The following is a 14,052-nucleotide window of genomic DNA, read 5'->3' on the forward strand; positions in this document are numbered from 1 at the left end:
CTTTCGCGATTCGCAAGCATGCCCCACGAAAGAAGCCTGCGATGAACCGAAAAGTCTGCGCGGCAGCGGCGATCATTTTTCTTTCGACGTCGCACGCCATTTGCGACGACGGGGCGACGAAGCCATCGGCGTCGACGCCAAGCTGGCTCGATAGCCTGTCGATCGACGGCTTCTTGTCGGGAGGCGTCGCAGTCAACTTCGCGCGTCCCTATAACAAGATAAACTTCGGTCATCTTGAAACCGATCGCGCCAACTGGCCGCAATTCAATCAAGCGATACTGAATGTGGAGCGCCCTCTCGACCAAAAGGCGACCGGCCTGGACTTCGGGCTTGGCTTCATCGGAATGCTCGGCACGGACGCTCGTTACACCCAGTTCCTGGGCCAGACCGAATACCTCATTCACGATCGCACGCAGCTTTCGATCGTTGAGGCGAATCTCCAGGCCCACCTGCCAATTCTGACCGAGGGCGGCGTCGACGTCACTGTCGGACAATTCATGAGCTATAATGGCATCGAAAGGCTCACGTCGAAGGACAATGTCTTTTATACGCGCTCCTATAGCTCGAATTTCGGACCCTTTGTCGACACCGGCATCATGTCGATCGTCCATGCAACGGACTGGCTCGATCTATACGCTGGCATTGTCTCCGGCGTGGACACCACAATCGGCTGGCCCGGCGACAACAACAATTCGCCCTCGTTCCATGCCGGATTTGGTCTCAACCTGCTCGACGGCGACCTTTCGATCCTCGCGATTACGCATTCCGGTCCAGAAAATCCGAATGTGAAAGACCCTCTGTTGGTGGGGTGGCCGGATGGCGTCATCGGCGGCGTTCCTGCGGCGTGCGCCTGCAATCCTAACAACGCTTGGCTCATGTACAATAATTTGACGGCGACCTGGAATGTCACCGAAAATCTGAGCTTCGCGTCGGACATCAGCTATTTTCGGGAAAGCGGCGGGTACCCCGTATCGATTTTCGGATCCTATTTCGATGCGCTTAACGATCTTCCGAACGGCTTCGGTTTGAATACTTCTCTCATCCCGCGACATCCTCGCGGAGCCAACGCATATGGGATCGCCCAATATGCGACGTACAAGATCGACGATTCGATCAAACTCGGCGCGCGCGTCGAATTTTGGCGCGACGCCAAAAATTTCTTCGCCGCCGCCTATCCGGGCTACTTCGACAGCGTCAACGCCGAACACGGCTTTCCCGCTCCATCGGTCATTGTGCAGCCGCAGGGACAAGGAACGAGCTATCTTGCGATCACCGCCGGAGTCACTTTTTCGCAAAAGCTGACGGGGCTTCCATATTTCTCAGGATTGATCCTGAGACCCGAATTTCGATGGGAGGCGGCGGTGAATGATGCGGCGCCCTTCTTCGGGCCAAACGGTCCAAAGCGCACGCAGGGCCTTTTCTCGATGGACGTCATCGCGCCATTCACAATCCAATGATCGTTGTGCGCTACCGGACTTCCAGCAACGCCAGCGCCGAAGCCGGCGCGCAATTCGCGGCCCTTTCGGCCAAGGCCGGCGGCGCCGCGATCAGATCGGCGAAATCGATGAATGTCCGGCCTTGCGCATGCGCCAGACGCGCTGCGAGTCTGCGGCCGACGCCAGCGCCGATGATCGGCGCATCGAACGCCAGCGCGTCGCGCGATTGGAGCAGCGCCATCTGATCTTCGATGGCGCGCAATTGCGCGCGCGCAAGATACAGAGCGAAGGCGCGCCATTGCGCATCGCTCAATTCGGCGGCGTCACGCCCGGCAAGACGCGCCAGCCGCGCGCGAGACGCCGCCACCGTCTTCGGGCGACCGTCCGGCGTCGGCGAAAGATCGGCGTCGGTTTCGCCTTCGGGGAGATCGCCGAGGACGCGCCTTACGTCGGCCATCGACGCGAAGGCCTCGTTGACGAGCGGCGTCCACCCTCCGGCGGCCGGCGCACGCGCCGCATAGGCCTGAGGCGCGCCACGTGAAAATCCGGCGTAGGCGAGTTCTCCATAAGCGAGGCGCTCGGCGTCGCTCGCCCCGCGCGCCGCGACACGCCCGGCGCAAATCGGCGCAAGGTCCGTTGTCGTCGATCCAATGTCGATGAACAGCGCCTCGGCGCAATGGCGCGCGACGAATTCAGCTGAGGCGCGCCAATTGGCCGAAGCGACGGCGTCGACATGGGGGCCGACCTCGTCGCGGCTGATGAAGCCGCGTTCGCCGGCGTAAAAAAGAATGTCAGGAACGCCGATCTCACGCGCGGCGATTGCGGCGATCGTCACGACGCCGCGCGCCCTGCTTTCGAACGCGTCGGAGAGCTCCGCGGTCATTGTGACGCGATGACGCTCGGCGGCGCCGAGCGCCGAACGCGCGGCGCGTAGCGCCTGCTCCAGGCTGGCGACGCTTTCGTGGGGGGCGCAGGCGATCTGAACGACCGCGGTCAGGCGCCCGTCATCCGCGCGCGCCGCCTTGACGTGGGCGCCGCCGATATCCCAGCCGATGACCGCCGCCATCCGCCACTCCCAAAAGAAAAAGGGGAGCCGCGCGGCCCCCCTTCAATTTCGAAGATGCTACGCGGTTCAGTTCGGCGCGAAGGGGTGCTTGGCTTCGTTGCGCTTGGCGACGACTTCCGAAGCCTTCGGCTCGCCCTTGACGGCGCGCGCGATCGCTTCCTTCGTCGCGGTGTAATTATAGTCCTGGATCTTCTTGTCGTCGGAAGCGTCCCAGTGAATGAACACGCCGACCGCAATGAAGATGTCGTCGGCTTCGTCGACCGGGATCACGCCCTCGGCGACCGAATCCGCAACCGCCTTGGCGACGCCATGCTGCGCCGGGCCGAACATCTGAACGGCCTGCTTGGCGCCCTTGATCGTCACCTTGTTGAAGAGGATCGTGTTGGGCTTGCACAGCAGGTTCGGGGCGACGACGGCGAGCAGCGTCGTGAAGCCGTCCTTGTTGTTGACGAGCGCGTTGGCGAAAGCGAGCTCGGCCGCGGAGCCGCGCGGCCCCATGATCAGATCGATATGCGCAACTTCATTGCCGTCGCCGACCAGCGACTCGCCGACCAGCATTTTGTTGATCAAAGCCATGTTTTTCTCCCAGAATTCTGGCGCCGGATTCACAGGCGCCCTAAGCGAGCCGCACGCGGGGCGCGCGGCGATAAGAGCCCACGCTCGCGGCGCGGACTCAACCATTTTCGCGCGTTCTTGCCAAGGCGCGAGACCTGGCAAGCGCGCGAGACGTCACACGAGTTCGCGGGCCAATGCGAAAGCGTGACGGAAGTCGAGGCAAAGCGGCTCTTCGGACGTCGCCATCTTCTTGAAGAGACCAGCTTCCGTGCCGTATTTGACGTTGCCGATCGCCAGCGCGCCGATGCCCAGCGCGCCATGAGGCGAAACCACGACGCCATTGTCGTGCAGACCGCAGCCTTCAACGCCAAGCGGCGGCACGGCGTTGACGTCGGCGGCGATCAAGAGATCCTTGGCGGCGGCGAGATCTTCCTTCGACAGCACCTGGACGCCGGCGCGCGCCGCGCACAGCGCGATTTCATGCTGGCGCAGCAATTCCCGCACTTGTTCTGGCGTGGAGCCGTCGGCAGGCGCCACCTTGATGTTAAAACGCTTGCACATTTCGTCGGCGAGCTTGGCGACGCGCTCAAGGCCGCTATAGCCGACGACGGTGACTTCAGCGCCCTCGAGCGCCGAGATGACCGCGGCGGAATAGCCAACAACGCCCGTCGCCCCGTAGATGACGACTTTTGCGCCCTTGAGCTCGCGCTGTTTCTTCTCCCGCAGAATTTTTTCGACGCAGGCGACCATCGCGCCGGCGGTGGTGAAGGAGCCGTAGGGATCGGCGAAGAGCGACACTTCGAAGGGCTTGAGCAGCGCTTTCTTTGCCGTGTCCATCATGTCGAGCGCGAGCACGGCGTCGCGGCCAGCGAAAAAGATGCCGGTGCGCAGCGCCGCCGAAGGCGCGCGCGAGAACATCGCGTCCTGCACGAGCGCGGTGACTTCGTCGAGCGTGACATTGGTGTAAGGAATCGCCGCGTCATAGCCGGCATCGAGGGCCATGTTCACATCGAAGGGACTCATATGCTTCAACGTGCTGAGCATGTGCAGAATCGCTTTGGCCATTGAATCTCCCCAACCTTTCCCTCGATTTTCGCGTCTTACGCGGCCATAGGCGACGCGCGGCGGGAGATAACCTCCAGCCCCTCGATCTCTCAATGATTCCGGCAAAACGAACGGCGCGCGGGCGCGCGCCTCGGCCTCGCCCGGAGCGGTGGGAGGCTTAGAACCCAGAACGAAGCCGATGTCTAGAGGCGTGTGCGCCGCAGCGTGCGGCCCCATGGCGGCGGCTGTTGGTTGACGGCGGCCGCGCTTTGCCTCTATAAGCCCCGCAATCGAGGCTCGGCGCATCGTCGTCGCGCCTCGCTGTCTTTTTCACCCTTTGCTGGCGATCGTGGGCGACTAGCGCCGCGGTCCACGCATGGAAGAATAGAGCGAAAGGAACCATTATGTCCCGCCGTTGCGAGCTGACCGGAAAGGGCGTGCAGTCCGGCAATCTCGTCAGCCATTCCAATCGGAAGACGAAGACCCGCTTTCTGCCCAATCTCGTCAATGTGACGCTCGCCTCAGAGGCGCTGGCGCGTTCGGTGCGCCTGCGCATCTCCGCGGCGGCGCTGCGGTCGGTGGAGCATCGCGGCGGGCTTGACGCCTTCCTCGCGAAGGCGAAGACCGAAGAGCTGTCGCAGAACGCCCGAACGCTCAAGCGCGAAATCGAGAAGAAGCAGGCGGCCGCGAGCGCTTAAAGCTCCGCCTTCTGTTTTGACATTTTGGCCCCGTCGCCTTGCGGCGGGGCTTTTGTTTTGCCTCGCCCTGAGTTTGTCGCGAACGTAATCGGCAAGGATGCCGATTACGCCAATGCGTTTGATCCATGCGAAACTGAGGGCCGAATGGAGTTCAGCGCGGCTGCCCAATATCGCCGTTTGACCCAGCGCGCCCAATCCCTCCCCTTTACGGGGAGGGTGGTTCGCGAAGCGAACCGGGTGGGGTTTAAAGGGTCATAACCCCCCACCCGCTCGCCTTCGGCGAGCGACCTCCCCGCAAGGGGGAGGTCTGTACGCCCGGCGTCCTTGAATTAACCCCGCATATCCGGCGGCGTCGCTTCCTCCGCCAGCCGCTTCAACGCCTCCTCGAGCGAAAGCTGCGTCTGCGCCTGCGAGCCCAGACGGCGCATCGAGATCGTGCGCTCGGCCGCCTCTTTCTTGCCCGCGACGAGCAGCACGGGAACCTTCGCCAGCGAATGTTCGCGCACCTTGTAGGTGATCTTCTCGTTGCGCGCGTCGACCTCGACCGCAAGACCGAGCTTCCGCGCCGCAGCGGCGACCTCATAGGCGTAGTCGTCGGCGTCCTGCGTGATCGTGCAGATGACGATCTGCAGCGGCGACAGCCACAGCGGCAGATGTCCGGCGAAATGCTCGATCAGAATGCCGGTGAAGCGTTCGAGCGAGCCGAAGATCGCGCGATGGATCATCACCGGCGTCTTCTTCTCGCTGTCCGGGCCGATGTAATAGGCGCCAAAGCGCGACGGCAGGTTGAAGTCGACCTGCGTCGTGCCGCATTGCCACTCGCGGCCGATCGCGTCGCGCAGTGTATATTCGAACTTGGGGCCGTAGAACGCGCCCTCGCCCGGATTAATGCCCGTCTTGATGCGTCCGCCCGAGCCGGCTTCGATTTCGCTCAAGACCCGCGTCATGATCGCCTCGGCCTCATCCCAGGCCTCGTCAGAGCCGACGCGTTTTTCCGGACGCGTCGAGAGCTTCACGACCACTTCCTCGAAGCCGAAATCGGCGTAGGTCGACAGGATGAGATCGTTGATCTTGAGGCATTCTTCGGCCATCTGCGCTTCGGTGCAGAAGACATGCGCGTCGTCCTGCGTGAAGGCGCGCACGCGCAGCAGGCCATGCAGCGCGCCGGACGGCTCATAGCGATGCACGACGCCGAACTCGGCCATGCGCAGCGGCAGATCGCGGTAAGACTTGAGCCCGTGTTTGAAGATCTGGATATGGCCAGGACAATTCATCGGCTTGATGGCGTACAGCCGATCTTCGTCCGTCTGTTCGCGCGCGGGCGCTGAGACGAACATGTTCTCGCGAAACCATTCCCAGTGGCCAGACGTCTCCCACAGCGACTTGTCGAGGAGCAGCGGCGCGTTGACTTCCTGGTAGTCGGCCTTCAGGCGCCGGCGCATGTAGGAGATGACGTTCTGGAACAGCGCCCAGCCCTTCGGGTGCCAGAAGATCGCACCAGGGCCTTCCTCCTGAAAATGGAAGAGGTCCATCTCGCGCCCCAGGCGGCGGTGATCGCGCCGCTCGGCTTCCTCCAGCCGGTGCAGATGGGCGTCGAGTTCCTCCTGCGTCGTCCAGGCCGTGCCGTAGATGCGCGACAGCATCGGCTTCGTCGAATCGCCACGCCAATAGGCTCCCGCGACCTTCATCAGCTTGAAAGCCGTGCCGACCTTGCCGACGGAGGGCATGTGCGGGCCGCGACAGAGGTCGAGCCACTGGCCCTGCCGATAGACGCTCAAGGGTTCATCGGACTTGATCGAGTCGATGAGTTCGCCCTTGAAAATCTCGCCTTTGGTCAGAAACCATTGCTTGGCGTCGTCGCGGCTCCAGACTTCGCGCGTGATCTTGGCGTCGCGCGCGACGATCTCGCGCATCTTCTTTTCGATCGCCGGCAGGTCTTCGAGCGTGAACGGCTCGGCGCGGAAGAAATCGTAATAGAAGCCGTTCTCGATGACCGGGCCGATCGTCACTTGCGTGCCGGGATAGAGCTCCTGCACCGCCTCGGCCAGCACATGAGCCGCGTCGTGGCGGATGAGTTCGAGCGCGCGGGGATCTTCGCGCGTGACGAACTCGATCTTCGCGTCGCGCTCGATGGGGCTCGCGAGATCGACGAGCGCGCCGTCGAGCGTCATGGCGACGCTCCGCTTGGCGAGAGAGGGAGAGATGCTCTTGGCGATGTCGACGCCCGAAACGCCGGGCTCGAACTGACGGGACGCCCCGTCGGGGAATGTAACCGCTACCATAGTACGCTCCTGTCGCGCTCAGTCGCCGATACGAGTCGACGTAAGTCGCTTTGGATGAACGGCGCCTTCATAACGCCGTCCGCGCGCGGGCGCAATCGTGTCTGAGGAGGGAAGACGCGGCGCGCCCGGAGGGCGTATCGCCTACCGGACGCTTACTGGCAAGCAAGTCAAGGTTGAGCTAGCGCGCCTCTAGGACCGATGCCGAGGCGCGCGCGATCGGAGACAGAGTCGCCCTAAAACCAGGGCAACCTCGCCGTAAGACGGCATGCCAAGAGCCGCGTTATTCAAACATGCGGCCCGTGTCGGCCTATCGACTAAAACCAGCGTCCTCGGCCGTACCAACCGCCGCCAAGGATGAGAAGAACAATAATAATGATGAGGAGCGTCTGGGTATCCATGATGTACATTCCTTTCAGTGCGATGGCTACGGCTTTGGCTTGTTCGCAAATGACCACGCCGAGATAGGCACATCATATGGGAGACGCCGTCGGACAAAAAAGAAGTCGGCGAATTACGTGACCAACGTGTCGCTGGATTCTTGACGAACAACCTAAGCCTTCAGCGCTCATCGCATGCGAAGTATTCCCGACAACAACTGCCCTGGAGACGCGCGGAAACCGCGAGGCGCGTGCTCGAGGAGTTCAAAATTGCGCCGACAGGGAAAGATCGTTGCGGGGAATTTTCAGAACGATGGCCGCACGCGTTGAAGACTCGTCAGCAGCACCTGAGCGGTGCAGCTGCGCGAGTCCATTCACTGTGCGGATCACTCAGGCCGGCATGACCAAGTGTATTGATTTCGCTTCGCCAATCTTGGGCCATGGCACTTTAATGCCGGCTGCCGACAGGAACATCTGCGCCACATAAAGAACGATGAACACCCCGACCAAAACGACGAGCACGTGAACAACTGTTCGAAACGGCTCCGCGAGAGGAATGACACGCAGCAAGGTCGTCGCGGCCCACCAAAAAACCCCGATGATGACGACGAGAAAGATGAGTCCTATCAATGTTTCGATCATTGTGGCGTCTCCACCAAGTCGACTTTGCCCAAATGGCGGCCGGCCCTGCAGAAAATATGGACCTTTCTACCGTTCAGACAAGGCCAGCGATGGCGGTAAGTCGTTGTCGAATCGATAAGGACGGCGGCCAGACGCGCGGGAGCAATCGTTGAAATCGGCGCAGACTGGCGCCCCTCAATGCAGGCTTGGAAGGGAGCGACATAAAAACGGCGCGTCACGGTTTGTGTCGCGCCACCATCCAGTCACGAGAATCCGAAGCGTGATTTGCGACCCCGGGTGATGCGGCTTCCGCGTTTCGCCTATGACCGCGCGTTTTTGTAGTCGCGAGCGCTCAGGACGTCTTTCGCCATCAACTTTTGGGCGACCCGCGCGGGGGAAGGGCTAGCGGCTCGTCAGCCTTTTTGGCGTGTGAGCTTTGATAGGATGGCGCGCCCGAAAGGATTCGAACCTCTGACCCCCAGATTCGTAGTCTGGTGCTCTATCCAGCTGAGCTACGGGCGCCTGCTTCGCCATAGCCCCGATGCGATAAACGGGCTATGGCGACGTGCCGGCTCGTTTACCGGCAAGCGACGCGAATGGCAAGAGCGCATTTACTTTCGCCGCGCGCAGCCTTGCGTCGACGGCGCAAGCATTTAGATAAAAGGCTCTAAGTGGGATTTATAATGGAAACGTTCCTGTCGGATGGCGTCGAGATAGCCTATGTGGATTTCGAGCCATTAACGGAAGATCGCGGCGAACCGATCGTGCTCGTGCATGGCTTCGCCTCGACCCATGCCGTGAACTGGCTGTTCACGCAATGGGTCAAGACGCTGACCGAAGACGGCCGCCGCGTCATTGTCTTCGACAACCGCGGCCATGGTCGCTCCGCCAAGCTGTACGATCCGGCGCAATATAGTCTCGACCTGATGGCCGCCGACATCGTGCATCTGCTCGACCATCTGTCGATCCCGCGCGCCGACGTCATGGGCTATTCGCTCGGCGGACGCATCGGCACGGTGCTGGCGCTGACGGCGCCCGAGCGCGTGCGCTCATTGATCCTCGGCGGCATCGGCGAAAATCTCATCGAGAACTCCGGCCTGCCGCGCGGCCTCGCCGAAGCCATGGAGATTGAGCGCATCGAGGACATTGACGATTCGACTCTCAAAATCTTTCGCGGCTTCGCCGAATCCACCCGCAGCGACCTCGCCGCCCTCGCCGCCTGCGTGCGCGGCGCCCGCAAGTCCGTCGAGCCAGAGTCGCTCGCGCGCATCACCGCGCCGGTGCTGATCTGCGTCGGCACGCGCGACGACGTCGCCGGCGACCCGCTCCCGCTGGCCGAGTTCTTCCCCAACTCCCGGGTGGTCGATATTCCCGGCCGCGACCACAACCGGGCGGTCGGCGACAGGATCTACAAGCAGGCGGTGCTGGAGTTCCTGGATACGCGGCCTTAACGGCCGCAGGCGGGCGTCCGTGCTATTCTCCGAGCGCTCCGCTATGTAACTGCCTGACCAAGGAGGGGCGGATGGGCGCCGAAACGCGCGAACAGGGCGCGAAAATCATCGACTTCGCCCAAAGCGACCCGCTTTTCGCGCGGCTGCGCGCGGAGGCGGAGGACGTGCTGCGGCGCGAACCGGAGCTCGGCGGCTTCCTGCATCCGGCGATCCTGTCGCAGAACGGCGTCTTGGGCGTCGTCGCGCATCGCGTGGCGCAGCGGCTCGATCGGCCGGAGGCGCCCTATATCGCGATCCGCCAGGCGTTCGAAGAATGCGCCGCCCGCGAACCGGGATTGGTCGAGGCGTTCCGCGCCGACCTGCTCGCCGTGCTCGAGCGCGATCCCGCCTGCACAAGGCTGATCGAGCCGGCGGTGTATTTCAAAGGCTTCCATGCGCTGCAGACCTATCGTCTGGCGCATTGGCTATGGAAGAACGGCCGAAGCGACTTCGCGCTGATCCTGCAGAGCCTGTCATCGCAGACCTTCCAGGTCGACATCCACCCCGCCGCCGTCATCGGCAAGAGCGTTTTTATCGACCACGCCACCGGCGTCGTCATTGGCGCGACCAGCGTCGTCGAAGACGAAGTGTCGATGCTGCATGGCGTGACGCTCGGGGGCACCGGCAAGGCGCGCGGCGACCGTCATCCCAAGGTCAGGCGCGGCGTGCTGATCGGCGCCGGCGCGAAGGTCCTCGGCAATATTGAGATCGGCCGATGCGCCATGATCGCCGCGGGCTCGGTCGTGCTCGACCCGGTTCCCGCCAACAAGACCGTCGCCGGCGTGCCGGCCCGGATCGTCGGCGAGGCGCGCTGCGCCGAGCCGGCGCTTGCCATGGATCAGATGCTGGCCTATCTCGACGCCGGCATGTGAAGGCGGAGTTGACCTTGAGCAAAATTCTCCTGGGCTTTGCGCTCGTTTTTGTCGCGGCGTCGTTGCTGTCTCCACGCGCCGCGACAGCCGCCGGTTGGCATTATTACGATCCGGAATGTCCGATTGATCTTGGCGGCAAGTCGATGAAATTTGTCGCCATGCAGCCCAAGAAGAACGTCGACCGGGAGTGCATCGCGCTGCCGGACGTCGGCCCCAGCGTCATCGTGCTCGACGCCGCCGACAATGAATTGCGCGACATGAATTGGGACATCCGCATCCTGCGCGGCAAGGGGCCGAACGGCGACGCCGACCCTGAAGCCGACATCGTCGGCCGCTTGCCGGTGCAGAAATTTCGCAACGGCATGGTGAATTTCGACCAGAATTTTAGGGAGCCCGGCGCCTATGTGCTCTACGCGCGGCTGACGAGCGACGACGGCGCCAAAAGCTTTGAGGGCCGGCACCCGTTCTCGGTCGGCCTCGTCACCGACGAGGAAATTTATCTCTACATCGCCTTCGGCGTTTTCGTCCTCGTCGCCGGCGGCGTCGCCTTCACGCTGTGGCACCAGGGCAAGCTCGGATTCAAGATTCCGGATTTTTCGAAGACGGATTGAGCTTCCTGCGAAACGCTTGCAGGAAAAGCCCCTCCCCAACCCTCCCCCGCGCTTTGCGCGGGAGAGGGAGTCGATTGCGCGCGTCGTGAAGATTCGTAAATCTTCGACGTCAGCCGCGATGGCGCCGTTCTCCCTTCTCCCGTGAAACGGGGGAAGGTGGCGCGAAGCGCCGGATGGGGGCGCACGCGTCAGCGTCGGACAATTAAGTAGACGAAAATGCATCTTAAGAAGATCTTGCTTGTTAAGAAGGTCTTGCTTGCCGCCATTGCGCTTGGCGCGACGCTTCACGGCCCTTCGGCTTTCGCGCGCGACATCAAGAACTGCAAAGAGCCCCCGGCGGGTTCCAACACGGCGCCCCTGATTTCTCCACCGCGCGGAAACGTCGTGGTCGGAACAGGACGGCTGCAATTCTACTCGGCGCCGAGCGTCCACTGCGCGATGAAGGGAGTTTTTGTCGTGCCCGGCGACAATTTGATCTCCTATGCCCAAACTGACGACGGCTGGGTCTCTGTGATGTATGTGAGCCCGAAAAGCGCAGACAGCGTCACAGGCTGGGTGCGCGGCAATCGCCTGCGCAACACGGGCACTATGGGGCCGACGCAGTAAGACGTCGAGATGGTCCCTAACGCCGACTGATTTCACCCAAACCGATTATTCCTCGGAAAACCCCGCGGCGGCAGTCTTCCCGCTTCGGCGCGGTGGCCGATCCAGTCCTTGAGTTCAGCCTTGTCGATCGTGAACACGCGCCCGGATGCGTCGGTCCAGGTCAAACCGTCCTTCAGCGCGAAAACTTTCGCGTCCGCGACGCCGCCGTCCTTGTAGCGCTGCATGCGCACGCCCTTGCCGCGCGCCATGCGCGGCGCTTCGCTCAAGGGAAACACCAGGAGCTTCCGGTTCTCGCCGATGATGGCGATATGATCCCCCTCCGCCTGCGTCACGATGTGCAACTTCGAGGGCGGCTCGACATTGAGCGCCGCGCGTCCCTTGCGCGTCGAGGACAAGAGATCATCTTCGCTCACGACGAAGCCGCGCCCGTCATTCGTCACCAGCAGCAGCGCGGCGCCCGCGACATGCGGCAGAACGGCGACGACGTCGGCGCCTTCCTCGATCTCGGCGAAAAGCCGGATCGGCTCGCCATGTCCGCGCCCGCCGGGAAGTTTCGATGCCTCTAACGTATAGGCCTTGCCGTTCGACGCGAGCGCCAGGATTTTCGACGTCGTCTGCGCGAAGAAGGAGGCGCCGAGTTCATCGTCGCCTTTGAACTGCAGCGTCGCGAGATCCTGCACATGGCCCTTGAGCGCGCGAATCCAGCCCTTCTTCGAGACGACGATGGTCACGGGTTCGCGCTCGATCATCGCCTCGGCGAGGTCGAGATCGATCGCCTCAGGCGCGTCCTCAAACGTCGTGCGCCGCTTGCCCTTCGGCGTCTGCGGGCCATAGGTTTTTTTGAGTTCGCGCACCTGCCAGGCGATGGTCTTCCACTGCTTGTCCTCATCGGCGAGCAGCGCCTCGATGTCCTTGCGCTCGGCCGAAAGTTCGCCGAGCTCCTTCTTCAGCTCCATTTCTTCGAGCCGGCGAAGAGCGCGCAGCCGCGTGTCGAGGATGTATTCGACCTGCAAATCGCTCAGCTTGAACGTCTTTTTCAATTCCCCCTTGGCGTCGTCCTCTTCGCGGATGATGCGGATCACCTCATCGAGATTGAGGAAGACGATGACCATGCCTTCCAATTGCTCGATGCGCCGAACGATCGCGGCGAGGCGATGGCGCGAGCGGCGCTGCAGCACGGTCCGGCGATGGTCGAGCCATTGCCTTAAGGCCTCGTCGAGCGAAACGACGCGCGGCGTCACGCCGTCGACGAGCACATTCATGTTCATCGGAAAACGCGTTTCGAGCTCGGAGAGCTTGAACAACGTCTCCATCATCAGCGCCGGGTCGACGGTGCGCGCGCGCGGCTCGAAAACGATGCGCACGTCTTCCGCCGATTCATCGCGCACATCGGCGACGAGCGGCAGTTTGCGCTCGGAGATGAGTTCGGCGAGCCGTTCGATGAGGCGCGACTTCTGCACCCCGTAAGGGATTTCCGTGACGACGACGACCCATCCGCCGCGCGGCAGCTCTTCTTTGATCCAGCGCGCCCGCACACGAAACGAGCCACGCCCGGTGCGATAGGTCTCGATGATCTCATCGCGCTTGTCGACGACGATCCCGCCGGTTGGGAAATCCGGACCCTGCACGAAGGTTAAGAGCTGTTCGGCGGTCGCCTTGCGGTGAGAGACGAGATAGAGCGCCGCGTCGCAGAGTTCGGCGAGATTATGCGGCGGAATCGACGTCGCCATGCCGACGGCGATCCCCTGCGCGCCATTGGCGAGCAGATTGGGCAGCGCCGACGGCAGCACCACCGGCTCCTTCTCCTCGCCGGAATAGTTGGGGATGAAGTCGATCGCGTCTTCGTCGATGCCTTCCAGAAGAGAGCGCGCGACCGCCGTCATGCGCGCCTCGGTGTAGCGATAGGCGGCCGCCGAATCGCCGTCCACATTGCCGAAATTGCCCTGCCCGTCGACCAGCGGATAGCGGGAGGAGAAATCCTGCGCGAGGCGCACCAGCGCGTCATAGATCGCCTGATCGCCATGGGGGTGGAACGAGCCCATCACGTCGCCGACGATTTTTGCGCATTTCTTGAACGGCGCGCCGGGGTCGAGGCGAAGAATATGCATGCCGTAAAGGATGCGTCGGTGCACGGGTTTAAGCCCGTCGCGGGCGTCGGGCAGCGCGCGGCCGGTGATGGTCGAAAGCGCGTAGCGCAGATAGCGCTCCTCGAGCGCCTCGCGCAGATCGACGGGCGCGATCACGCTAACATCGCTTGCGCCCTTGCCTTTTCCCGTTCCCGCGCCGCCTTTTTGCGCCATTTCAAAAACCCGATTCTGCCTTTGCGATCGGTACTATGGCCGCGAGGGCGTCGGCGCAAGCGAAGGATTTCGAAGCGGCTCTTTAACTGTGAAA

12 protein-coding genes and 1 tRNA gene are annotated in these 14,052 nt (G+C 62.5%); 6 read left to right on the plus strand and 7 right to left on the minus strand.

The features are described from left to right. The first annotated feature begins 41 nt into the window (after positions 1–41). Positions 42–1,457 (plus strand): outer membrane beta-barrel protein, encoded by a 1,416-nt coding sequence (locus ACPS74_RS06625; protein ID WP_029651840.1) that lies wholly within the window; start codon positions 42–44, stop codon positions 1,455–1,457. A gap of 10 nt (positions 1,458–1,467) precedes the next feature. Here ACPS74_RS06625 and ACPS74_RS06630 read toward each other — a convergent pair whose 3' ends face one another. From ACPS74_RS06630 to ACPS74_RS06640, 3 genes are all read right to left on the minus strand, one after another. Beyond that, complete coding sequence (locus ACPS74_RS06630; RefSeq protein ID WP_029651841.1) at positions 1,468–2,502, minus strand: hydantoinase/oxoprolinase family protein; 1,035 nt, start codon at positions 2,500–2,502, stop codon at positions 1,468–1,470. Between the two features lie 66 nt (positions 2,503–2,568). Beyond that, a complete protein-coding gene (gene fae, locus ACPS74_RS06635; RefSeq protein WP_018406101.1) occupies positions 2,569–3,078 on the minus strand; it encodes a formaldehyde-activating enzyme in 510 nt (169 codons plus the stop codon). 153 nt (positions 3,079–3,231) lie between these two features. Next, complete coding sequence (locus ACPS74_RS06640) at positions 3,232–4,122, minus strand: NAD(P)-dependent methylenetetrahydromethanopterin dehydrogenase (protein ID WP_029651097.1); 891 nt, start codon at positions 4,120–4,122, stop codon at positions 3,232–3,234. A 383-nt stretch (positions 4,123–4,505) separates the two neighbouring features. Here ACPS74_RS06640 and rpmB point away from each other — a divergent pair, with 383 nt between their 5' ends. Then, positions 4,506–4,799 carry a 50S ribosomal protein L28 gene (gene rpmB / locus ACPS74_RS06645; protein WP_029651098.1) on the plus strand — a complete coding sequence of 98 codons (294 nt, stop codon included), beginning with the start codon at positions 4,506–4,508 and terminating at the stop codon, positions 4,797–4,799. Positions 4,800–5,128: 329 nt separating this feature from the next. Here the strand turns inward: rpmB and thrS are convergent, their stop codons facing one another. The 3 genes from thrS to ACPS74_RS06660 all read right to left on the minus strand — a co-directional run bounded on the left by thrS (position 5,129) and on the right by ACPS74_RS06660 (position 8,601). Beyond that, positions 5,129–7,081, minus strand: coding sequence for a threonine--tRNA ligase (thrS, locus tag ACPS74_RS06650; RefSeq protein WP_029650054.1), 1,953 nt, complete (start codon positions 7,079–7,081; stop codon positions 5,129–5,131). Positions 7,082–7,848: 767 nt separating this feature from the next. Beyond that, entirely contained in the window at positions 7,849–8,100 is a 252-nt protein-coding gene (locus ACPS74_RS06655) for a hypothetical protein (protein ID WP_029650057.1), read from the minus strand. A gap of 424 nt (positions 8,101–8,524) precedes the next feature. Beyond that, positions 8,525–8,601: transfer RNA gene (locus ACPS74_RS06660), tRNA-Arg, on the minus strand. Between the two features lie 161 nt (positions 8,602–8,762). Between ACPS74_RS06660 and ACPS74_RS06665 the strand changes: the two genes are divergently transcribed. From ACPS74_RS06665 to ACPS74_RS06680, 4 genes are all read left to right on the plus strand, one after another. After that, complete coding sequence (locus ACPS74_RS06665) at positions 8,763–9,530, plus strand: alpha/beta fold hydrolase (protein ID WP_029652050.1); 768 nt, start codon at positions 8,763–8,765, stop codon at positions 9,528–9,530. A 71-nt stretch (positions 9,531–9,601) separates the two neighbouring features. Beyond that, positions 9,602–10,441, plus strand: coding sequence for a serine O-acetyltransferase (gene cysE / locus ACPS74_RS06670; protein WP_029652049.1), 840 nt, complete (start codon positions 9,602–9,604; stop codon positions 10,439–10,441). A gap of 14 nt (positions 10,442–10,455) precedes the next feature. Beyond that, positions 10,456–11,052 carry a hypothetical protein gene (locus ACPS74_RS06675; RefSeq protein WP_239753984.1) on the plus strand — a complete coding sequence of 199 codons (597 nt, stop codon included), beginning with the start codon at positions 10,456–10,458 and terminating at the stop codon, positions 11,050–11,052. A gap of 216 nt (positions 11,053–11,268) precedes the next feature. Next, positions 11,269–11,658 (plus strand): hypothetical protein, encoded by a 390-nt coding sequence (locus ACPS74_RS06680; protein WP_029652047.1) that lies wholly within the window; start codon positions 11,269–11,271, stop codon positions 11,656–11,658. Between the two features lie 32 nt (positions 11,659–11,690). Here the strand turns inward: ACPS74_RS06680 and parC are convergent, their stop codons facing one another. After that, positions 11,691–13,958 carry a DNA topoisomerase IV subunit A gene (gene parC / locus ACPS74_RS06685; RefSeq protein WP_029652046.1) on the minus strand — a complete coding sequence of 756 codons (2,268 nt, stop codon included), beginning with the start codon at positions 13,956–13,958 and terminating at the stop codon, positions 11,691–11,693. Positions 13,959–14,052 lie beyond the last annotated feature (94 nt).

It is taken from the genome of Methylocystis sp. SB2 (assembly GCF_049817085.1).
GTDB lineage: Bacteria > Pseudomonadota > Alphaproteobacteria > Rhizobiales > Beijerinckiaceae > Methylocystis > Methylocystis rosea.